Source organism: Phytobacter sp. V69 (assembly GCF_965644215.1).
Classification (GTDB): domain Bacteria; phylum Pseudomonadota; class Gammaproteobacteria; order Enterobacterales; family Enterobacteriaceae; genus Phytobacter.
This window is the reverse complement of sequence record NZ_CBFFRL010000023.1, coordinates 1-21,940: the sequence shown is the minus strand read 5'-3', so window position 1 is coordinate 21,940 and position 21,940 is coordinate 1. Positions and strand designations below refer to the sequence as shown.

Annotated in this window: 16 protein-coding genes and 2 pseudogenes; 13 read left to right on the top strand and 5 right to left on the bottom strand. The window is 55.1% G+C overall.

Features of this window, described 5'->3' with window-relative positions:
- The first annotated feature begins 1 nt into the window (after position 1).
- From ACSZPU_RS05180 to focA, 7 genes and pseudogenes are all read left to right on the top strand, one after another.
- Positions 2 to 1,591 (top strand): hydrogenase 4 subunit F, encoded by a 1,590-nt coding sequence (locus ACSZPU_RS05180; RefSeq protein ID WP_498996165.1) that lies wholly within the window; start codon positions 2 to 4, stop codon positions 1,589 to 1,591.
- Positions 1,588 to 3,315: a hydrogenase large subunit gene (locus tag ACSZPU_RS05175; RefSeq protein ID WP_498996162.1), complete on the top strand. Its 1,728-nt coding sequence runs from the start codon at positions 1,588 to 1,590 to the stop codon at positions 3,313 to 3,315. The genes ACSZPU_RS05180 and ACSZPU_RS05175 overlap by 4 nt, the downstream gene beginning before the upstream one ends.
- A gap of 10 nt (positions 3,316 to 3,325) precedes the next feature.
- Entirely contained in the window at positions 3,326 to 3,874 is a 549-nt protein-coding gene (gene hyfH / locus ACSZPU_RS05170; protein ID WP_498996160.1) for a hydrogenase 4 subunit H, read from the top strand.
- Entirely contained in the window at positions 3,871 to 4,647 is a 777-nt protein-coding gene (locus ACSZPU_RS05165) for an NADH-quinone oxidoreductase subunit B family protein (protein WP_498996159.1), read from the top strand. Before hyfH ends, ACSZPU_RS05165 begins: the two co-directional genes overlap by 4 nt.
- The gene (locus ACSZPU_RS05160; RefSeq protein ID WP_498996156.1) at positions 4,640 to 5,050 is read left to right on the top strand and encodes a formate hydrogenlyase maturation HycH family protein; all 411 of its coding nucleotides are present in this window, start codon (positions 4,640 to 4,642) and stop codon (positions 5,048 to 5,050) included. The genes ACSZPU_RS05165 and ACSZPU_RS05160 overlap by 8 nt, the downstream gene beginning before the upstream one ends.
- Before the next feature lie 219 nt (positions 5,051 to 5,269).
- Positions 5,270 to 7,225, top strand: a pseudogene (locus tag ACSZPU_RS05155) (sigma 54-interacting transcriptional regulator); the annotation flags it as partial.
- A 142-nt stretch (positions 7,226 to 7,367) separates the two neighbouring features.
- Entirely contained in the window at positions 7,368 to 8,225 is an 858-nt protein-coding gene (gene focA, locus ACSZPU_RS05150) for a formate transporter FocA (RefSeq protein ID WP_498996154.1), read from the top strand.
- An 83-nt stretch (positions 8,226 to 8,308) separates the two neighbouring features.
- Here focA and ACSZPU_RS05145 read toward each other — a convergent pair whose 3' ends face one another.
- Positions 8,309 to 9,379 carry an AI-2E family transporter gene (locus tag ACSZPU_RS05145; protein WP_498996153.1) on the bottom strand — a complete coding sequence of 357 codons (1,071 nt, stop codon included), beginning with the start codon at positions 9,377 to 9,379 and terminating at the stop codon, positions 8,309 to 8,311.
- A 223-nt stretch (positions 9,380 to 9,602) separates the two neighbouring features.
- Between ACSZPU_RS05145 and bepA the strand changes: the two genes are divergently transcribed.
- Together bepA and arsC are read left to right on the top strand one after the other, a co-directional pair.
- A complete protein-coding gene (gene bepA, locus ACSZPU_RS05140; protein ID WP_498996151.1) occupies positions 9,603 to 11,066 on the top strand; it encodes a beta-barrel assembly-enhancing protease in 1,464 nt (487 codons plus the stop codon).
- Positions 11,067 to 11,078: 12 nt separating this feature from the next.
- Entirely contained in the window at positions 11,079 to 11,438 is a 360-nt protein-coding gene (gene arsC / locus ACSZPU_RS05135; protein ID WP_498996149.1) for an arsenate reductase (glutaredoxin), read from the top strand.
- Positions 11,439 to 11,471: 33 nt separating this feature from the next.
- Here arsC and ACSZPU_RS05130 read toward each other — a convergent pair whose 3' ends face one another.
- From ACSZPU_RS05130 to upp, 3 genes are all read right to left on the bottom strand, one after another.
- Positions 11,472 to 12,173 carry a DnaA inactivator Hda gene (locus ACSZPU_RS05130; protein ID WP_498996199.1) on the bottom strand — a complete coding sequence of 234 codons (702 nt, stop codon included), beginning with the start codon at positions 12,171 to 12,173 and terminating at the stop codon, positions 11,472 to 11,474.
- Positions 12,174 to 12,269: 96 nt separating this feature from the next.
- The gene (uraA, locus tag ACSZPU_RS05125) at positions 12,270 to 13,559 is read right to left on the bottom strand and encodes a uracil permease (RefSeq protein ID WP_498996147.1); all 1,290 of its coding nucleotides are present in this window, start codon (positions 13,557 to 13,559) and stop codon (positions 12,270 to 12,272) included.
- A 155-nt stretch (positions 13,560 to 13,714) separates the two neighbouring features.
- Positions 13,715 to 14,341, bottom strand: a complete 627-nt coding sequence (gene upp / locus ACSZPU_RS05120; protein WP_039079688.1) for a uracil phosphoribosyltransferase — start codon at positions 14,339 to 14,341, stop codon at positions 13,715 to 13,717.
- A gap of 277 nt (positions 14,342 to 14,618) precedes the next feature.
- Here upp and purM point away from each other — a divergent pair, with 277 nt between their 5' ends.
- The 4 genes from purM (at position 14,619) to ppx (ending at position 20,135) form a co-directional block, all read left to right on the top strand.
- Positions 14,619 to 15,656, top strand: coding sequence for a phosphoribosylformylglycinamidine cyclo-ligase (gene purM, locus ACSZPU_RS05115; protein ID WP_498996145.1), 1,038 nt, complete (start codon positions 14,619 to 14,621; stop codon positions 15,654 to 15,656).
- Positions 15,653 to 16,291, top strand: coding sequence for a phosphoribosylglycinamide formyltransferase (gene purN / locus ACSZPU_RS05110; protein WP_498996143.1), 639 nt, complete (start codon positions 15,653 to 15,655; stop codon positions 16,289 to 16,291). Before purM ends, purN begins: the two co-directional genes overlap by 4 nt.
- Positions 16,292 to 16,523: 232 nt before the next feature.
- A complete protein-coding gene (gene ppk1 / locus ACSZPU_RS05105) occupies positions 16,524 to 18,590 on the top strand; it encodes a polyphosphate kinase 1 (RefSeq protein WP_498996140.1) in 2,067 nt (688 codons plus the stop codon).
- Between the two features lie 3 nt (positions 18,591 to 18,593).
- On the top strand, positions 18,594 to 20,135 hold the full coding sequence (ppx, locus tag ACSZPU_RS05100) for an exopolyphosphatase (protein ID WP_498996138.1): 1,542 nt from the start codon (positions 18,594 to 18,596) through the stop codon (positions 20,133 to 20,135).
- 2 nt (positions 20,136 to 20,137) lie between these two features.
- Here ppx and ACSZPU_RS05095 read toward each other — a convergent pair.
- Positions 20,138 to 21,868, bottom strand: a pseudogene (locus ACSZPU_RS05095) (EAL domain-containing protein); the annotation flags it as partial.
- Positions 21,869 to 21,940: the final 72 nt, after the last annotated feature.

Genomic DNA, 21,940 nt, shown 5'->3' with positions numbered 1-21,940 from the left:
CATGAGTCACGCATTGATGTTCACCTTGTTGTTGCTCACGCCGCTGGTCATTTCCGCACTCTGTTTCCTGTGCCGCCTGCGCGGCGATGCCGCACGCGGTCTGGTTACCGCCGTGCATTTTGTCGGTATCACCGTACTGATGGTTGTGGCCCTGTGGACGGTCGCCGAGGCGGTCACCGAAGGTGAGATTTTCGCCGCCCATCGCTGGCTGCATATCGACAGCTTAAGTGGGCTGTTCCTGTCGCTCCTTGGGATCATCGGCTTTATCACCGGGTTGTACTCCATTGGCTATATGCGCCATGAAGTAGACCACGGGGAAATCACCGTCGGCACCCTGTGCAACTATTACGGCTTCTTCCATCTGTTTCTCTTCACCATGCTGCTGGTGGTCACCAGTAATAACCTGATTGTGATGTGGGCCGCCATTGAGGCCACCACGCTGAGCTCGGCGTTTCTGGTGGGGATTTACGGCCAGCGCTCTTCGCTGGAAGCCGCGTGGAAATACATCATCATCTGTACCGTGGGGGTTGCGTTTGGCCTGTTCGGTACGGTACTGGTGTATGCCAACGCCGCCAGCTTTATGGCCGAGCCTGACCACGCCATCTTCTGGACCGAAGTGCTTAAAGAGAGCAGTAAACTCGACCCAACGCTGATGGTGCTGGCCTTCGTGTTTGTGCTGATCGGTTTTGGTACCAAAACCGGGCTGTTCCCGATGCACGCCTGGCTGCCGGATGCCCACAGTGAAGCGCCAAGCCCGGTGAGTGCCCTGCTTTCGGCAGTACTGCTGAACTGCGCCCTGCTGGTGCTGATTCGCTACTACATCATCATCTGCCATGCCATTGGCAGCACCTTCCCCAATACCTTGCTGATGATCTTCGGCCTGCTTTCCGTGGCGGTGGCGGCGTTCTTTATCCTCGTCCAACAGGATATGAAACGTCTGCTCGCCTACTCGAGCGTGGAAAATATGGGGCTGGTGGCGGTGGCGCTCGGTATCGGCGGCCCGCTGGGTATTCTCGCCGCACTGCTGCACACGCTGAACCACAGCCTGGCCAAAACGCTGCTGTTCTGCGGCTCCGGCAACGTGCTGCTGAAATACGGCACCCGCAATCTGGACGTGGTGTGCGGCATGCTCAAAGTGATGCCGTTTACCGCCGTCCTGCTCGGCGGTGGCGCGCTGGCGCTGGGTGGGATGCCGCCTTTCAACATTTTCCTCAGTGAATTTATGACCGTCACCGCCGGGCTGGCGGCTGACCATCTGTTGGTCACCATCGTTCTGCTCTTGTTGCTGACCATTGTGCTCGGCGGACTGGTACGCATGGTCGCCAAAGCGCTGTTTGCCGCACCGCCTCAGGAAGTCGCCCACGGTGAGCTGGGCTGGCTTACCACGGTGCCGATGGTCATTTTGCTGGTGATGATGCTGGTGATGGGCACCCATATTCCGCAACCGGTAAGCAAAATGCTGGCAAATGCCTCTGCCATCGTGATGTCCGGTAATGAAGAACAATCAACACAATTTAGTTGGCTGTGGGCGTCGTTTGACACCACCGCCGCAACGGCCGCACAACCGCGCGCTCAGGGAGAGTTAAAGTGAGTTATTTAGACAGTGTTAATCACCAGGCCCCCCGTGGCATCGCCTGCCTTGCGGCACTCAGAGCGCAGTTCCCCGGTGCTGTTCTCGATGAAGAACGACAGACCTTCGAGCAGGTGACGATTACCGTCAAAACCAACCTGCTGCCGGACATCGTGCACTATCTCTACTACCAGCATGACGGCTGGCTGCCGGTGCTGTTCGGCAATGACGAACGGACCCTGAACGGCCACTATGCGGTCTATTACGCCCTTTCCATGGAAGGGGCAGACAAATGCTGGATCGTGGTGAAAGCGCTGGTCGATACCAATACCCGTGAGTTCCCGTCCGTTACACCGCGCGTACCAGCAGCCGTCTGGGGCGAGCGCGAAATCCGTGACATGTACGGACTGGTACCGGTCGGTTTGCCGGATCAGCGCCGCCTGGTGCTGCCGGACGACTGGCCGGACGATTTGCATCCGCTGCGTAAAGACACCATGGATTACCGTCTGCGCCCGGAGCCGACCACCGACACGGAGAACTATCCGTTTATCAATGACGGTGATAGCTCAGCGCGTATTGTGCCTATCGGCCCGCTACACATCACCTCGGACGAACCCGGTCACTTCCGCCTGTTTGTCGATGGCGAACGGATTGTCGATGCCGACTACCGCCTGTTCTACGTGCATCGTGGCATGGAAAAACTGGCGGAAACCCGTATGGGCTACAACGAAGTCACCTTCCTGTCAGACCGCGTCTGCGGGATTTGCGGCTTCGCCCACAGCGTGGCGTACACCACCTCGGTAGAAAATGCGCTGGGGATTGTGGTGCCACAGCGCGCCCACACCATTCGCTCGGTGCTGCTGGAAGTGGAACGCCTGCACAGCCATTTGCTTAACATCGGTCTTTCCAGCCACTTTGTCGGCTTCGATACTGGCTTTATGCAATTTTTCCGCATCCGCGAAAAATCGATGACCATGGCCGAACTGCTGACCGGCTCGCGTAAAACCTACGGTCTGAACCTGATTGGCGGCGTGCGCCGTGACATTCTGAAAGAGCAGCGCATCAAAACCATTCAACTGGTGAAAGAGATGCGTGCGGAAGTGATCCAACTGGTAGATATGCTGCTTTCCACACCGAACATGGCCCAGCGTACTCAGGGCGTCGGCATTCTTAATCGTCAGATTGCGCGTGACTACAGCCCGGTTGGCCCACTGATTCGCGGCAGCGGCTTTAACCGCGACCTGCGCTTTGACCATCCGTATGCCGACTACGGCAATCTGCCGAAAACCCTGTTCAGCTGGCCTGCCGGGGATGTGTTCTCCCGCGTGATGGTGCGTATCAAAGAGACGCTCGATTCCCTCTCCATGATCGAATTTGCCCTCGACAACATGCCGGATACCCCGCTGTTGACCGAAGGATTCAGCTATAAGCCGCATAAATTCGCCCTGGGCTACGTGGAAGCGCCGCGCGGTGAAGATGTGCACTGGAGCATGCTCGGCGATAACCAGAAACTGTTCCGCTGGCGCTGCCGTGCGGCGACCTACGCTAACTGGCCGGTGCTGCGCTATATGCTGCGCGGCAACACCGTTTCCGATGCGCCGTTGATTATCGGCAGTCTCGACCCCTGCTATTCGTGTACGGACCGCGTCACGCTGGTCGATGTGCGCAAGCGCAAATCCACGACCGTGCCGTACAAAGAGATCGAGCGTTACAGTATTGAACGTCGCAACTCGCCGCTGAGATAAGGAAGATACGATGCTTAAATTGTGGAAAACCATTATCAGGGCGGGCGAAGTCACGGTGAAATACCCGTTTGCGCCTCTGGACGTGTGCCCTGGATTTCGCGGTAAACCCGAGCTCACCCCCGAGCAGTGTATCGCCTGCGGCGCCTGTACCACCGCCTGCCCTGCCAACGCGCTGACGATGGAAACCCATCCGGATGACAACGCCCGCATCTGGCAGCTGTTTATTGGCCGCTGTATCTACTGCGGACGCTGTGAAGAGGTGTGCCCAACCCACGCCATTCGCCTGTCGGAAGACTTTGAGCTGGCGGTGACCCGCAAAGAAGACCTCTACGTGCGCGCCACCTTCCGCCTGCAACACTGCAGCGAGTGCCACGAACCCTTTGCGCCGGAAAAATCCGTCGCCCTTGCGGCCGATTTGCTGGCGCTTCATCAATCGAATCCGGCGCTGGTGGAAACACTGCGCGCCCAGGCAAATGTCTGCCCGGCATGCAAACGCCGGGCGGCTATCGAGCATCGCGGCAGCACCAACGTTCACTATCATCTTGAGGAGCAAGCATGAGTGCCGATTCCCTGACGTTAAAGCAGCATGTCAGTCAGCCCATAACGCTGGATGAGCAGGCGCAGAAACTCAAGCAGGTATTGCTTCGCGATATCCAACGTTCAGCCTACGTTTACCGCGTGGACTGTGGTGGCTGTAACGGTTGCGAAATTGAGATTTTCGCCGCCATTACCCCACTGTTCGACGCCGAACGCTTCGGCATTAAAGTGGTGGCCTCACCGCGCCACGCCGACATTCTGCTGTTTACCGGCGCGGTCACTCGCGCCATGCGTATGCCTGCCCTGCGTGCATGGCACTCCGCCCCTGACCACAAAATCGCTATTTCCTACGGCGCATGTGGCGTTGGCGGCGGTATTTTCCACGATCTCTACAGCGTCTGGGGCGGCAGCGACACCATCGTGCCCATCGACGTGTGGATCCCCGGCTGCCCACCCACGCCGGCCGCGACGATCCACGGTTTTGCCGTGGCGCTCGGCCTGCTGGAGCAGAAACTGCACGCCGAAGATCATCACCAGGCGGTAAATGAATCGGCAACCGTGCGCTGGCCCTCCGTGCCACTGGCGATGCGCGTCAATATCGAACGTCTGGCGCGTCGGCTGGCGGGTTATCGCCAGGGCCGTGAAATTGCCGATCGCTTCTTCGCACTGCTGAGCGAAGGCGACCCGCACGAGAGTGGATCGCGCATTAATGCCTGGCTGCAGCAGGCGGCCGACCCGCGTCTGGACACCATCGTGCAGCAACTGCGCGCGGAGATGGAGGGAAAACATGTCTGAGAGCGGCAGTAAAGTGATGTTCTGGTCGCTGCGACAGAAGTTCGTCGATGACAGCGTCAATATCGAGGAAAAGAGCCGTCAGGTCATGTACTACTCGCTGGCCATTGGCCACCACGTTGGGGTGATCGACTGCCTCAACGTGGTACTGGAATGCCCGCTTGCCGACTACGAGCGCTGGCTTACGATGCTGGAAGAGGAGGCCCGCAAGAAAATGCAGGGTCTGCTGACCTTTGGCGAAATCATTATCGATGCCAGCCACGTCAACAAGCTGGCGCCCGCGTTTGCCAAACTGGCAGAAGACGCCGATGAACCCTGGCGCGGCTGGAGTCAGCTCGTGCTGCAACAATTGCGGGATATCGCCGGTGAACCGGCCATTTATCTGATGGTCAGACGGCTGGATTAACCATTGTCGACATCAATAAAACGTCAATTCGTATGACAATTGGCTATACGTGAAGCGGGTAACACTACAAAAAAAGGGGATATAGTAGGATAATGCGTGGCCCGCTCACTTACCGAAGAACAATCATTTGATACTAAAAAACGGATAAGGAGGTCACATCATGTTGATTTATGGCTGTTTTTGTCTGCTTTTCTGCGCAATTGATTCTGGAAGGATGCAGTATCCATGATTTTACAGCATTTGCTGGAACAGAAAGATAAGGCGTCCGTCCTGCGGGCGTTCATCCCTCTACCGCCTCCGTTCAGTCCCATTCAGTTTGTTGAACTTCGCCTGAGTCATTCGCGATTCTACCGCTGTTTTGACGACGGAAGCGTGGAGTTCTGCACCAGCGAATACGCCGGTTCAATTAGCGACAGCTCAAAACAGATGATTTTGCTGGCCGGGGAAACCATGGCCGAACTGCGCTTTGTGCGTACCGATGGCGGCAAATTTTGCGACAAAGACAGCGCCATGTTCGCCTGGCTGGCACGCCTCGCCGCGCAGGCGCTGGAAGGCGACATCGAGCGCGATAAGCTGGAACAATCGGTCTCCCTGTTGCGCCAGGAGCTGGATCACGACCGGGTGCTGGTTGATATCACCAACTCGGTGCTGTCGCATCTTGATATTGATGACCTGGTGGCGGATGTCTCACGGGAAATCCATCGCTTCTTTGGTATGGATACGGTCGCGATGGTACTGCGTGATGCCCTGCGCTCACGCCAGCTCATCTGGAACGCCACGGATTTCACGGCCCGGACGCCGAAAAACCAGCAATACCCGTTACGCAGCGAAAGTCAGTTATTGCTTACTGCGCTTAATGAGAACCACGCAACCCTGCTGCAAAAAAAAGACGAACCACAAAAGTGGCTAAATGATCCCCTGTTGCAGCAACTGGATGCGCAAGGCCTGGAAACGGTCTTTATTCTGCCGCTGGCCTTTAGCCATCAGTCCACCGGTGTGCTGGTGTTGGCCCATCGGGATATGTCGATTTTTAACGCGCAAAACTGTCGATTACTTCGCCAGATTGCCGACAGAATTGGCATTGCCGTCGACAACGCCGATGCCTATCGCAAAGTGACGCATCTGAAAGAAAATCTCAAAAACGAAAACAATAAACTTAACGAGCAAATTCTTTCCAGCCAGAGCTTTGGTGACATTATTTACCAGAGCGACGCCATGCGTGATGTACTCCAGCAGGCCAATATTGTTGCCCTGAGCGACAGTACGGTGCTGATCCTTGGCGAAACCGGTACCGGGAAAGAGATTATCGCCCGCGCCATTCATCAGATGAGCCTGCGCAAAGATAAACCGCTGGTGAAGATTAACTGCGCCGCTATCCCGTCTACTTTGCTGGAAAGCGAGCTGTTCGGTCACGACAAAGGGGCGTTTACCGGAGCAATCAATACTCATCGTGGCCGCTTTGAAATGGCCGATGAGGGGACACTGTTCCTTGATGAAATTGGCGATATGCCGATCGAGCTGCAGCCCAAATTATTGCGCGTGTTGCAAGAGCGCGAGATCGAGCGCATTGGCGGTACCCGTACCATTCCCGTTAACGTTCGGGTGATTGCCGCAACCAACCGCGACCTCAAACAGATGGTGATTGACCGGGAGTTTCGCAACGACCTGTTCTATCGCCTGAACGTCTTCCCGCTGATGTTGCCACCCCTGCGCGAGCGCCCCGACGATATTCCTCTGCTGGCACGATACTTCACACAAAAACTGTCGCGCCGCTTAAACCGTCAAATCGATACGATTCCCGCGGACGCGATGCGCCAGCTGTTGCGCTACGAGTGGCCGGGTAATGTGCGCGAGCTGGAAAATATTATCGAACGTGCGGTTCTGCTGTCGCGTGATAATACGCTTAGCCTGCATTTGAATGCGCAGCCCACCAGCATGGTGCAGCCTGTCGCCCACGACCCTTTTCCGTTTCCCCTGCCCCGCGTGGCGGAAATGATGCACACCGAACCGCCGGAAAACGATGAAGAGGAACGCCAGCGTATTATTCAGGTGCTGCGAGAAACCAATGGCATTGTCGCCGGGCCGCGCGGTGCGGCATCCAAATTAGGCATGAAACGTACGACGCTGTTATCACGTATGCAGCGCCTGGGTATTACCGTGCGGGAAGTATTGTAATACCGTTCTTTTTCCTGATTTTAATTGTGAGCGAATTAACGCTTTATGGGTGATACCGGTTAAATAGCTGGTACGCCCTATGCATATAAAGCCGGGTGTCGATATTGCTCCCTCATTTATGCATAGACTCAGGAGATTCTTCATGGATACCAGCAATGCTTTTGATCTGCGACTTCCCGCAGAAATGGCAAAAGTCGCCGAACAGGCAGGTTTATATAAAGTCAGCAAGAAGAAAGAGCTGTCATTCTTTCTCGCGGTCACGGCTGGTGTATTTATTTCCATCGCGTTCGTTTTCTATATTACCGTCACAACCGGACCGGCCCCTGCAACGGCGCTGGCAAAACTGGCGGGCGGCGTGTGCTTCTCGCTGGGCCTTATTCTGGTGGTAGTCTGTGGGGCAGATTTGTTTACCTCGACAGTATTGACGGTGATGGCAAAGGCCAGCGGGCTAATAAGCTGGCGACAGCTGATTATCAACTGGATAATCGTCTATTTTGGTAACCTGGTCGGTGCGCTTTTTTTTGTCGCGCTAATCTGGTTTGCCGGACAATATACGAGTGGCAATGGCCTGTGGGGATTAAACGTATTACAGACGGCCGATCATAAAATGCATCATACATTTGTTGAAGCGGTTTGCCTGGGGACACTCTGTAATTTAATGGTGTGTCTGGCCGTATGGATGAGTTATTCCGGGCATACGCTGACGGATAAAATCATGGCGATGCTGTTACCTATCGGCATGTTTGTCGCCAGCGGCTTCGAGCACAGTATCGCCAATATGTTTTTGATACCGCTTTCTATTGTGATTCGTTATTTCGCACCCGAAGGATTCTGGGCCAGTATTCATTCCAGCCCCGATAATTTCCCGGCATTAACGGTCGGCAATTTTATTACTGCCAATCTGATACCGGTGACGATCGGTAATATCATCGGCGGCGGGCTGCTGGTGGGGATAACCTACTGGATTATCTATTTGCGTAATCAACATAACGGGCACTAATCGCGTCCCGGATGGCGCTGCGCTTATCCGGGTTACATTTCAGTAACCCCGCTAAGCATCGCGCCAGCGGGGAAGACATCCGATCAGACGTGGGGGTCGTCAACCACCACGGTATCCGGCCATGCGTGAATCACCGCCTGCACCAGCGTAGCCAGCGGGATGGCGAAGAACACGCCCCAAAAGCCCCACAGGCCGCCAAAGATAATCACCGACAGGATAATGACCAGCGGATGCAGGTTGACCGCTTCGGAGAACAGCACTGGCACCAGCAGGTTTCCGTCCAGCCCCTGGATTATCAGGTAGACAGCGAAGCAGCTCCAGAACTCGGTGCCCGCGCCAAACTGGAACAGCGCCACACCAATCACCGGAATGGTCACCACAAACGCGCCGATGTAGGGAATCAGCACTGAAAAGCCCACCAGTACCGCCAGCAGCAGCGAATAGTTAAGACCGAAGAGCAGAAAGCCGAACCAGGTCGCGATGCCCACCACAATCATCTCCAGCACTTTGCCGCGAATGTAGTTGGTTATCTGTTGGTTCATCTCTTTCCATACCTGCCCCGCCAGCCCACGGTTACGCGGCAGCACGCGGCGCACCGCATTGAGCATCTGCTCTTTATCCTTCACGAGGAAGAAGACCATCAGCGGCACCAGCACCAGATAAACCGCCAGCGTCAGCAGCCCGACCAGCGATGCGAGAGAGTATTTCACCACCGAATCGCCCATCCCCAGCATACGGGCACGCATGTTTTCCGCCATGGCATCAATGATGCCCGCATCCATTAGCATCGGATAACGCCGGGGCAGTGTGGCTGCGTAATCGGAGAGCTTATTGAGCATACCCGGCATGTCGCGGATCAGGTTCATCCCCTGCTGCCAGGCAACCGGCATGACGACAAAGGCCATTACCATCAGGATGCCGACAAACAGAATCAGCACCATCGATGCCGCCCAGCGGCGGGAGAAACCAATTCTTTCCAGACGAACGGTGGGCCATTCGAGAAGATAGGCCAGCACAATGGCGACCAACAGCGGCGCAAGAAGACCGCTAAAGAAGAAGAGAATGACAAAGCCTGCCAGCAAAATGACCAGCAGCGCGATCGCTTCGGGGTCGCTAAAGCGACGGCGATACCACTGCATCAACAATTCGAGCATATATTCCTTCCAGGAGCCGGATTGACCGGTGTGAGTTCAGGAATTGTATCGAAATGTCACAAAAAAGACTTCGCTTTTCGTCGCCTTTACAGGAAACATGATGAGCGGGCAAAAAGGTGTCATTCGCCCATCAGGACGGCTAAACTCTCTGTTTTATTTCGCCCGGAACGAACCCCGGCGCGTCAGGTCAAATGATTACCCCAAAAAATACAGGATTGAGGTTATGTTCAGGCAGTTGAAAAAAACGCTGGTCGCAACCCTTATCGCCACGTTGACGCTCGGCCAGATGATTCCCGCACTGGCGGACTCTGCGGACAGCCTGCCAGATATGGGAACCTCCGCAGGAAGCACCCTGTCCATCGGCCAGGAAATGCAGATGGGCGACTATTATGTCCGCCAGCTGCGCGGCAGTGCGCCGCTGATCAACGACCCTTTGCTGGTGCAGTACATCAACGGGCTGGGCATGCGCCTGGTCAATCATGCCAACTCGGTGAAGACCCCGTTTCATTTTTACTTAGTCAATAATGACGAAATCAACGCCTTTGCCTTCTTTGGCGGCAACGTGGTGCTGCATTCAGCGCTGTTTCGCTATGCGGATAACGAAAGCCAGCTGGCATCGGTGATGGCGCACGAAATTTCCCACGTCACCCAGCGCCATCTGGCGCGTGCGATGGAAGACCAGAAACGCAGCGCCCCCCTGACCTGGGCGGGTGCGCTCGGTTCGATTCTGCTGGCCATGGCAAGCCCACAGGCCGGGATGGCGGCGCTCACCGGGACATTAGCCGGTACGCAGCAGGGGATGATCAGCTTTACTCAACAGAACGAACAGGAAGCGGACCGCATCGGGATTCAGGTGCTGCAACGCTCCGGCTTCGATCCACAGGCAATGCCGACCTTCCTGGAAAAGCTGCTGGATCAATCGCGTTACTCATCCCGTCCGCCGGAAATTTTGCTGACGCACCCCTTACCGGAAAGCCGTCTTGCCGATGCGCGTAACCGCGCAAACCAGATGCGTCCGGTGGTCGTGCAATCATCCGAAGAGTTTTACCTGGCCAAAGCCAGGGCGCTGGGGATGTATAACTCCGGACGTAACCAGCTCACCAGCGACATGTTAGATGCCTGGGCGAAAGGCAATGTGCGTGAGCAACGCGCCGCACAATATGGCCGTGCCCTACAGGCAATGGAGGCGAAAAACTTCTCCGACGCCGCCAAAACGCTACAGCCGCTGCTGAGCGCTGACCCGACCAATGCCTGGTATCTCGACCTGGCAACCGACATTGATTTAGGGCAGAACAAGAGCACCGAGGCGATCAACCGCCTGAAAAATGCGGCGGAAATCAAAACCAACCCGGTACTGCAGCTCAACCTGGCGAACGCCTATCTGACAGGCGGCCAGGCCGCGGCGGCAGAGGCGATACTCAACCGCTTCACCTTCAACTGGAAAGAGGATGTGAACGGTTGGGAGCTACTGGCGCAGGCGGAAGCCACGCTCGGCCACAGGGACCAGGAACTGGCGGCGCGTGCCGAAGGGCTGGCGCTGACCGGTAAGCTCGATCAGGCCATTACGCTGTTGAGCAGCGCCAGTTCGCAGGTCAAACTGGGCAGCCTGCAGCAGGCCCGTTACGATGCGCGTATCGATCAGCTTCGTCAGTTGCAGAAAACGTTCCGCCCGTATCAAAAGATGTAACAAGGAGAACAGATGACAAACGCGGTGAAAATTTACCATAACCCCCGCTGCTCCAAGAGCCGTGAGACCCTTAACCTGCTGAAAGAAAATGGCATTGATCCGCAGGTTGTCCTGTATCTGGAAACACCGCCGGATGCCGACACGCTTAAGGCGCTGCTGAAAATGCTGGGGATGTCCAGCGCACGGGAGCTGATGCGCCAGAAAGAGGATTTGTACAAATCACTGGGGCTTAACGATAGCCAACTCTCAGAGCAGGCGCTGTTACAGGCGCTGCTTGATAATCCCAAACTGATGGAACGCCCGATCGTTGTGGCGAATGGGCAGGCGCGCATCGGTCGTCCGCCAGAGCAGGTTCTTGAGATCGTGCGCTAACGCGACAGGCCCGGAGGTGCGAGCTTACCGGGCCTACAGTTGCAGAATGTCTTTTACGAAGGGGATCGTCAGTTTACGTTGCGCGGTAATAGACGCACGGTCGAGCTGATCCAGCGTGTCAAAAAGCGTACGCATTTCGCGGTCCAGGCGCTTAAGCAGAAAACGCCCCACATCTTCCGGCAATTCAAACCCACGCAGCCGCGCACGCAACTGTAACGCCTGCACTTTGTCTTCGTCAGAAAGGGGTTGCAGCTTGTAGATTTGCCCCCAGTCAAGGCGCGAAGCCAGATCCGGAAGCCCGAGATTCAACTGGCGTGGAGGGCGATCGCCGGTGATCAGCAGCCGGGTTTTCCCCGACTCCAGAATACGGTTATAGAGATTAAAGATTGCCATCTCCCAGGGCTCATCGCCTGCGACACATTCGATATTGTCGATGCAGACCAGCGAGAGATGTTCCATTCCCTCGAGCACTTCCGGTACAAACCAGGTGCGTTTATCGAGCGGCACATAGCCCACCGCATCGCCACGCTGAGAAAGCTCAGCACAGGCGGCGTGAAGCAAATGGCTACGCCCTGCGCCTTCGCGCGACCAGAAATAGATATATCCGCTGTGTTCCTGGCGAAGGACATTTTGCAATGCCGCCAGCAGAGAAGGGTTATCGCCCGGCCAGAAACTCGCAAAAGTTTCATCGTCAGGAAGATAGAGTGGCAGAGAAAGCTGCGCCGGTGTGTTCAGACGTACCTCAACAGGGGCTTTAACAAAACGCGGTAAGTTTAGCAAAAAGTTTACCGCGTTTGAACCGGGCACGAGGCCCGGTTTGCAGAGCAAGCATTAATGCTGTTTTGCGTCGCTGTCTTCGGCGTCCAGTACCACTTCTTCCGGACGCAGAACGCTGATCAGTTTGAAGATCAGGCTCAGCGCAACACCGACGATGGTCGCCAGCGCCATACCTTTCAGCTCAGCCGCGCCAATGTGCACTTTCGCGCCGCTGACGCCGATGATCAGGATAACGGAAGTCAGGATCAGGTTTTGCGCCTTGCTGTAATCCACTTTGGATTCGATCAGCACGCGAATACCGGATGCGCCGATCACACCGTACAGCAGCAGAGAGACACCGCCCATCACCGGAACCGGGATAATCTGAATCGCCGCCGCCAGTTTACCGACGCAGGAGAGCAGAATCGCGATGATAGCCGCACCGCCGATAACCCAGGTGCTGTAAACGCGGGTGATCGCCATCACGCCGATGTTCTCACCGTAGGTGGTGTTAGGGGTTGAGCCGAAGAAACCGGAGATGATGGTTGAGAGACCATTGGCAAACATGGAACGGTGCAGACCCGGGTCACGGATCAGGTCACGCTTCACGATATTCGCAGTAACCACCAGGTGCCCCACGTGCTCAGCGATAACCACCAGCGCAGCTGGCAGAATGGTGAAGATAGCAAACCATTCGAAGCGCGGGGTGTAGAACGTCGGCAGGGCAAACCAGTGTGCGTTGGCAATCGGCGTGGTATCCACAACACCCATCGCAAACGACAGCGCGTAACCGGCCAGCACGCCGATCAGGATCGGGATAATCGCCATAAAGCCGCGGAACAGTACGGAACCAAAGACGGTGACACCCAGTGTGACCAGTGAGATGAGCACGGTTTTGTAATCCGCAGACTGACCATCAGCAGGCAGCAGACCGGCCATGTTGGCAGCAACACCCGCCAGTTCCAGACCGATAACGGCAACGATTGCGCCCATTGCCGCAGGCGGGAACATCACATCCAGCCAGCCGGTGCCCGCTTTCTTCACGATGAAGGACACGATGCAGAACAGCACGCCGCACATGATAAAGCCACCCAGCGCCACCTCGTAGCCCAGCGGCAGAAGCAGCAGTACCGGGGAAATAAAGGCAAAGCTGGAACCCAGATACGCCGGAATTTTCCCTTTACAGATAAAGAGATACAGCAGCGTACCGACACCGTTAAACAGCAGCACGGTGGCCGGGTTAATGTGAAACAGGATTGGCACCAGCACGGTTGCGCCAAACATAGCGAACAAGTGCTGTAAACTAAGCGGGATTGTCTGTAAAAGCGGCGGTCTTTCACTCACCCCGATAGCACGGCGCGTCATAGTGTTTTCCTCTAAGTTCTAAGTGTTGTTGTTTGTGTTCCGCTCATCGTTCATCGCACCGTCTGGTGAACGGCGTGAGGAAATCAGGCGGATTCTGTTCTGGTTTACGCCAAAAAAAAGCCGACTTTCAAAGTCGGCTTTTATTTTTAAAGCATTTACTTCGTACCAAAAATTTTGTCGCCGGCATCGCCGAGGCCCGGAATAATGTATCCGTGCTCGTTGAGGCCTTTATCGATGGACGCGGTATACAGCTCAACGTCCGGGTGCGCTTTCTCCAGCGCGGCGAGGCCTTCCGGGGCAGCAACCAGCACCAGCACTTTGATGCTGTGGCAGCCTGCGTTTTTCAGCAGGTCGATGGTAGCAATCATAGAACCGCCGGTTGCCAGCATCGGGTCAACGACCAGCGCCATACGCTCGTCGATATTAGAAACCAGTTTCTGGAAGTACGGTACCGGCTCCAGGGTCTCTTCATTACGATAGATACCCACTACGCTGATGCGCGCGCTCGGAACGTGTTCCAGCACCCCTTCCATCATGCCCAGTCCGGCACGCAGGATAGGGACAACGGTAATTTTTTTACCTTTGATTTGTTCGACTTCTACCGGGCCGTTCCAGCCTTCGATAGTCACACGTTCAGTTTCCAGATCGGCAGTCGCTTCATATGTCAGCAGACTACCGACTTCCGAGGCGAGTTCACGAAAGCGTTTGGTGCTGATGTCATTCTCACGCATCAGGCCCAGCTTGTGTTTGACGAGTGGGTGTTTTACTTCCACGACCTTCATACTCTTCTCCTTCCCCAAAACGGTGGCAGCCACAAAAAAAATCGCCGGATTATACCGCTTTTTTTCCGCTACGCTACAGGTACGGCGTTGATCCGGATCAATTAGACTGGAAAAGAGTATATCGTAAGAATCCTCAGCGGCCTGAAATAATGGACTCGCAAACGTTTGCCTTCACTGTTAGAATTGCGCCGAATTTTATTTCTATAACCTGAGTAGTTCAGCTTTTGGCCTGAATTATGCCGGGGATACCGCAAGCAAACGCGTGGGGACTCAAGCAGTGACCGATAAAACCTCTCTCAGCTACAAAGATGCCGGTGTTGATATTGACGCAGGTAATGCTCTGGTAGACCGAATCAAAGGCGTGGTGAAGAAAACTCGTCGTCCGGAAGTGATGGGCGGTCTGGGTGGCTTCGGCGCGCTGTGCGCATTGCCGCAAAAATATCGTGAGCCAGTACTGGTTTCCGGCACTGACGGTGTAGGCACAAAACTGCGTCTGGCAATGGATCTGAAACGTCACGACAGCATCGGCATCGACCTGGTGGCCATGTGCGTGAACGACCTGGTCGTCCAGGGCGCAGAACCGCTGTTTTTCCTCGATTATTATGCAACCGGTAAACTGGATGTCGATACCGCGTCCAGCGTCATCACCGGCATCGCGGAAGGCTGCCTGCAGTCTGGCTGTGCGCTGGTTGGCGGCGAAACCGCTGAAATGCCAGGCATGTACCACGGCGAAGACTACGACGTTGCCGGTTTCTGCGTTGGCGTGGTTGAAAAATCCGAGATCATCGACGGTTCAAAAGTGGCTGACGGCGACGTGCTGATTGCGCTGGCCTCCAGCGGCCCGCACTCCAACGGCTACTCGCTGGTGCGTAAAGTCATCGAAGTGAGCGGCTGTGACCCGGAAACCACCCAGCTTGAAGGCAAATCCCTGGCCGATCACCTGCTGACCCCGACCCGCATCTACGTGAAATCTATCCTTGAGCTGATTGAAAACGTAGACGTGCACGCCATCGCCCACCTCACCGGCGGCGGCTTCTGGGAAAACATCCCGCGCGTCCTGCCAGACAATACCCAGGCGGTGATCGACGAATCTTCCTGGCAATGGCCGGCCGTGTTCAACTGGCTGCAAACGGCGGGCAACGTCAGCCGTCACGAAATGTATCGCACCTTTAACTGTGGTGTTGGTATGGTTATCGCCCTGCCTGCTGATGAAGCAGATAAGGCCGTCGCATTCCTGAATGCCAAAGGTGAAAACGCGTGGAAAATCGGTATTATCAAAGCATCCGATTCCAGTGAACGCGTGGTCATCGAATGAAAAACATTGTGGTGCTTATTTCCGGTAACGGAAGCAACTTGCAGGCGATAATTGATGCCTGCAAGCAGAAGAAAATCAATGGCACCATCCGGGCAGTATTCAGTAACAAGTCCGACGCGTTCGGCCTTGAACGTGCGCGGGAAGCCAGTATTCCCGCCCATGCACTCACCGCAGATCAATTTGCCAGTCGTGAAGCCTTTGACCGCGAACTGATGCAGGAGATCGACGCTTACGCCCCGGATATCGTTGTGCTGGCCGGCTACATGCGTATCCTCAGCCCGGCTTTCGTCGCCCATTACGCCGGTCGTCTTATTAATATTCACCCTTCCCTGCTGCCTAAATATCCCGGTTTACACACTCACCGCCAGGTTCTGGAAAACGGCGATGCTGTTCACGGTACTACCGTGCACTTTGTGACCGACGAACTGGACGGCGGCCCGGTGATTTTACAGGCGCAGGTGCCCGTATTTGAGGGCGATAGCGAAGAGGATGTAACCGCTCGCGTCCAGACGCAGGAACATGCCATTTACCCGCTGGTCGTGGGCTGGTTTATTGATGGCCGCCTCGCCATGCAAGAAAACAAAGCCTGGCTTGATGGTGTCAGCCTGCCTGAACAAGGCTACGCGGCGGATTAAGCCGTATTTTTTCTTTGCCTGCGCGTAACTTATCGTTGCGCGCAACACCTTTCTGCGGGTAAAACCGGATTACTGTCATACTTATCTGGCACAGTTGGACATCTAATGGCAAAGCTCGCCATAATATGGGTGTCACTCAAACGAACGCCAACATGTTTACCTGCACACGAGGACACCGCCATAGCGAGAAGGAATTGCCGTGTCCCGAGAGTTAACCGGAGTGTAAGTTGTAATGGGTCAGGAAAAGCTATATCTGGAAAAAGAACTGAGTTGGTTGTGCTTTAACGAGCGCGTTCTTCAGGAAGCGGCGGACAAAAGTAATCCGCTTATCGAACGCATGCGCTTTTTAGGGATTTATTCCAACAACCTCGATGAGTTCTATAAAGTGCGCTTCGCAGAACTCAAACGCCGCATCATTATCAGCGAAGAACAAGGACAAGGAACCAACACCCATTCACGCCACCTGCTGGGTAAAATCCAGGCTCGCGTACTGAAAGCCGATCAGGAATTTGACGGTCTGTATAACGAGTTACTGCTGGAAATGGCGCGCAATCAAATCTTCCTGATTAACGAACGCCAGCTTTCCGCCAACCAGCAAAACTGGCTGCGTCACTACTTCAAACAGTATCTGCGCCAGCACATCACGCCGACGCTGATCAATCGCGAAACCAACCTGATTCGCTTCCTGAAAGACGACTACACCTATCTGGCAGTGGAAATTATCCGCGGCGATGATATTCGCTACGCCCTGCTGGAAATCCCGTCTGACAAAGTGCCGCGTTTTGTGAATCTGCCGCCGGAAGCGCCGCGCCGCCGCAAGCCGATGATCCTGCTGGATAACATCCTGCGTTACTGCCTGGATGATATCTTCAAAGGCTTCTTCGATTACGACGCCCTCAACGCTTACTCGATGAAAATGACCCGTGACGCCGAATATGACCTGGTGCACGAGATGGAATCGAGTCTGATGGAGTTGATGTCTTCGAGCCTGAAACAGCGTCTAACGGCTGAGCCGGTTCGCTTTGTTTATCAGCGCGATATGCCGGATGCGATGGTTGAAATGCTGCGCGAGAAGCTGACCATTTCCCGTTATGACTCCATCATTCCGGGCGGTCGCTACCATAACTTTAAAGACTTCATCAGCTTCCCGAACGTCGGGAAAACCAACCTGGTGAATAAACCGCTGCCGCGTCTGCGCCACGTCTGGTTTGATAAATTCCGTAACGGCTTTGACGCCATTCGCGAACGCGATGTGCTGCTCTACTATCCGTACCACACCTTTGAGCACGTACTGGAACTGCTGCGTCAGGCATCGTTTGACCCAAGCGTGCTGGCGATAAAAATCAACATCTATCGCGTGGCGAAAGACTCGCGCATTATCGACTCGATGATCCACGCCGCCCATAACGGCAAGAAAGTGACCGTGGTGGTTGAGCTACAGGCGCGTTTCGATGAAGAGGCCAACATCCACTGGGCGAAGCGTCTGACCGAAGCCGGTGTGCAGGTAATCTTCTCGGCGCCAGGTCTGAAAATCCACGCCAAGCTGTTCCTGGTTTCGCGCATGGAAAACGACGAAGTGGTGCGTTACGCTCATATCGGTACCGGCAACTTTAACGAAAAGACCGCGCGTATCTATACCGACTACTCGTTGCTGACCGCCGATGCGCGTATCACCAACGAAGTGCGCCGGGTATTTAACTTTATTGAGAACCCGTACCGTCCGGTGAATTTCGAGCATTTGCTGGTATCGCCGCAAAACTCGCGCGATCTGCTCTACAAAATGATCGATACCGAGATTGCCAACGCGCAGAAAGGCCGCCCGTCCGGGATTACGCTGAAAATCAATAACCTGGTAGATAAAGGCCTGGTTGATCGTCTGTACACGGCGTCCAGTTCTGGCGTCCCGGTCAATCTTCTGGTGCGCGGTATGTGCTCATTGATCCCGGAACTGGAAGGCATCAGCGATAATATTCGCGTAATTAGTATCGTTGACCGTTTCCTTGAACACGATCGCATCTATATTTTTGAGAACGGCGGCGATAAAAAAGTGTACCTCTCGTCTGCTGACTGGATGACGCGAAACATCGATTACCGTATTGAAGTAGCTACACCGTTGCTTGACCCACGGCTTAAACAGCAGGTACTGGATATCATTGAGCTTCTGTTCAGTGATACCGTTAAAGCACGCTACGTCGATAAAGAACTGAGCAATCGATATGTGCCGCGCGGCAACCGCCGCAAAGTGCGCGCACAGCTCGCGATTCATGAATATCTGACATCACTTGAACAGTCTGACTAATCTATGCCGATAAATGAAAAGACCGCACGACCGCAGGAATTTGCTGCGGTCGACCTGGGTTCGAACAGTTTTCATATGGTGATTGCCCGCGTTGTTGACGGTGCCATGCAGATCATCGGCCGTCTGAAACAACGCGTTCATCTGGCGGATGGCCTCGACAGCAATAACATGCTGAGTGAGGAAGCAATGGAGCGCGGGCTCGCGTGTCTGTCGCTGTTCGCTGAACGCCTGCAAGGTTTTGATCCTTCAAGCGTCTGTATTGTAGGAACCCACACGTTGCGCCAGGCGCTCAACGCACCGGAGTTTCTCAAACGTGCAGAAAAGGTTATCCCCTACCCCATCGAAATCATCGCCGGTAACGAAGAAGCGCGCCTGATTTTTATGGGTGTGGAACATACGCAGCCGGAAAAAGGCCGCAAGCTGGTGATTGATATCGGCGGCGGCTCGACCGAACTGGTCATTGGCGAAGACTTTGAACCTAAACTGGTGGAAAGCCGTCGCATGGGCTGCGTCAGCTTTGCGCAGATTTATTTCCCCGGCGGCACAATCAATGCGGAAAACTTCCAGCGTGCCCGTGTTGCGGCAACGCAGAAGCTGGAAACCCTGGCCTGGCAGTTCCGTATTCAGGGCTGGGACGTCGCCCTTGGCGCATCCGGTACCATCAAAGCCGCGTACGAAGTGCTGCTGGCGTTAGGGGAAAAAGACGGCATCATCACGCCTGAGCGCCTCAAAAAGCTGGTTGCCGAGGTTGTGAAATTCAAAAACTTCGACGAGCTGAGTTTGCCCGGCCTGTCCGATGAGCGTAAAGCGGTCTTCGCGCCGGGTCTGGCGATCCTCTGCGGGGTATTTGACGCGCTGGCGATTAACGAACTCCGCCTTTCTGACGGGGCGCTGCGCGAAGGCGTTCTGTATGAAATGGAAGGCCGTTTCCGCCACCAGGATATCCGCAGCCGTACGGCGCAAAGCCTCGCCAACCAGTACAACATCGACCGTGAGCAAGCGCGTCGCGTGCTGGAAACCACCATGCACATGTTTGAGCAGTGGCAGGCACAGAATCCGAAGCTTACCAACCCGCAACTGACAGCACTGCTGAAATGGGCGGCCATGCTCCACGAAGTAGGCCTGAACATTAACCACAGCGGCATGCATCGCCACTCGGCTTATATTCTGCAAAACAGCGACCTGCCGGGTTATAACCAGGAGCAGCAACTGATGATGGCCACGCTGGTGCGCTATCATCGTAAGGCTATCAAGCTGGATGATTTACCGCGCTTCACGCTGTTCAAGAAGAAATACTATCTGCCGTTAATTCAGCTGTTGCGCCTTGGGGTGCTGCTGAATAACCAGCGTCAGGCGACAACCACACCGCCGACCCTGCGCCTTAAGACGGACGATAATCACTGGACGCTGAGCTTCCCGAATGACTGGTTTAGCCAGAACGCACTGGTTCTGTTCGATCTGGAACGGGAGCAGGAGTACTGGGAAGCGGTCACCGGCTGGCGACTCAAAGTCGAAGAAGAGCAGTCACCCGGCGTGGCGGCCTAAAATCAGGCCGCCTGGGTCTGCCCTGTCAGATTTTCCAGCGGCTCTGGTTTACCAATCAAATATCCCTGCAAATAATCGATACCCAGCGCAATTGCTGCGCTGCGTATCTCTTCGTTCTCGACATACTCCGCTACCACCTGCATCTTTTTCATCCGCGCCAGATGGCAAATCGAGGCGACAATCTGGTAGTCCAGGCTGTTAGAAACAATATTGCGGATAAAACTGCCGTCGATTTTCAGGATATCGGCATTCACGTTTTTCAGGCGCGCATAGCTGGCATAGCCGGTGCCGAAGTCGTCAATCGCGACGCTACAGCCCATCTTTTGCAGCTGACCCAGGGTCTGATTCGCCTGCTCCAGATTGGTTAATGAGTTGCTTTCAGTCACTTCGAAGATCAACTGCCAGGCCTCAATGCCGTGTTTCTTCAACAGACGGCCCACTTCAAGGGAAAACTGCGCCCGGCACACCGAGGTGGGCGACAGGTTAATAGCAAAGCGCTGCGCGGGGAGCGTGGTGCGATTAACGGACATAAAGCGCAGCACATGCTCCAGCACCCAAATATCGATGCGTGACGACAGGCCGAACTCATGGGCCACGGGCAGAAACTCATCCGGGTTGATGTACTGACCGTTCTCTTCATTCATGCGCAGCAGAATTTCATGGTAGCTATCACCGCGCATCCCGGCGATCGGCTGTGCCAGTAAGCTAAAGCGGTTCTCCTCCAGCGCGAGCTGCAGGCGGTTCATCATATCCACCTTACTCTTAAGGCTGCGCTGCAGGTTTGCCGCCCCACGATGCTGCAGGCTTTCCGGATGGTTGGTCGCCCGCGACAGGTCCGCGATGGTGCTCAATTCACCAAGCAGCAAATAGAGATGCTGCACCGGTGAGCGCACATAGCAGTAGCTCATACCCACCTGCGGCTGCAGCGGCATATCATCCCAGAAGAAACGAAACGCTTTGATTCGTGCATCCAGCTCTTCAATACGACTCTGGTGCGCCTGCGTATTGAGACGAATGGTCAGATCATGCCCGGACAGATGGTAGACACTCTCGTCAGCCTCAAGACTGCTTTTAAGCCAGTCCGACAGCTTCTGTTTGTACTGAATACGCAGCATCACGCCATAATTACGCCCCAGCACTTCCAGTTCAGGCACGCTTAAAAAGCACAGCACAGACCAGGGGGAATTCGCCAGCGCACGATTAAGGGCGCGCAGATTGGGCATCTGAACGACGGGGTCAAGATAAGCAAGACGTCGGGCACGGCCGTGGACATGCCGCTGCCGGGTCGCCAGCACCGCCACGCAAAGAATGATAAAGGAGTAAACCAGGTAGCTCGACGAGGCGATAGCTAGCTGGATCTCATACGCCGGATAGACGGGCAAATAACGATAAAAATAGTGTACCGAGACAATCAGCAGCAGCGTCCAGAGTACCGACATAAATCGATACCCATAGCGCAGCGCGCCCCACAACATCACGGGCAGGACCAGCGAGAGCGTGTAGTTGGTACTGAAAATGGAGCTGTTTTCACTCATTGGCATCAGCAGCAGCATGACCAGCCCGGCCAGAATGCTCAGCCAGATAACCATCTCATAGCGGGTGACTTTTGGATCGAATTCGTGCCGCATTTGGGAAAACCAGCTTCGCAGATAGCGAGGATGGCGAATGGTACGAGTAATCAGATAGCAGAGCGGAATACCGGTCATCGTGCCAACCAATAATGCCTGATAAGGAAGGTGCGATTTAATCGGTGGGGTTCAGTGGAGTCCTTAGCTGTATTAGCCTTACCTTAGCTGAGCTGTATT

Bases quoted from the DNA above. Each gene is read 5' to 3' on its own strand.
- ACSZPU_RS05180 (WP_498996165.1), top strand. From the start codon at position 2: ATGAGTCACGCATTGATGTTCACCTTGTTGTTGCTCACGCCGCTGGTC.
- hyfH (WP_498996160.1), top strand. From the start codon at position 3,326: ATGCTTAAATTGTGGAAAACCATTATCAGGGCGGGCGAAGTCACGGTG.
- ACSZPU_RS05165 (WP_498996159.1), top strand. From the start codon at position 3,871: ATGAGTGCCGATTCCCTGACGTTAAAGCAGCATGTCAGTCAGCCCATA.
- ACSZPU_RS05160 (WP_498996156.1), top strand. From the start codon at position 4,640: ATGTCTGAGAGCGGCAGTAAAGTGATGTTCTGGTCGCTGCGACAGAAG.
- focA (WP_498996154.1), top strand. From the start codon at position 7,368: ATGGATACCAGCAATGCTTTTGATCTGCGACTTCCCGCAGAAATGGCA.
- ACSZPU_RS05145 (WP_498996153.1), bottom strand. From the start codon at position 9,379: ATGCTCGAATTGTTGATGCAGTGGTATCGCCGTCGCTTTAGCGACCCC.
- bepA (WP_498996151.1), top strand. From the start codon at position 9,603: ATGTTCAGGCAGTTGAAAAAAACGCTGGTCGCAACCCTTATCGCCACG.
- arsC (WP_498996149.1), top strand. From the start codon at position 11,079: ATGACAAACGCGGTGAAAATTTACCATAACCCCCGCTGCTCCAAGAGC.
- uraA (WP_498996147.1), bottom strand. From the start codon at position 13,559: ATGACGCGCCGTGCTATCGGGGTGAGTGAAAGACCGCCGCTTTTACAG.
- upp (WP_039079688.1), bottom strand. From the start codon at position 14,341: ATGAAGGTCGTGGAAGTAAAACACCCACTCGTCAAACACAAGCTGGGC.
- purN (WP_498996143.1), top strand. From the start codon at position 15,653: ATGAAAAACATTGTGGTGCTTATTTCCGGTAACGGAAGCAACTTGCAG.
- ppk1 (WP_498996140.1), top strand. From the start codon at position 16,524: ATGGGTCAGGAAAAGCTATATCTGGAAAAAGAACTGAGTTGGTTGTGC.
- ppx (WP_498996138.1), top strand. From the start codon at position 18,594: ATGCCGATAAATGAAAAGACCGCACGACCGCAGGAATTTGCTGCGGTC.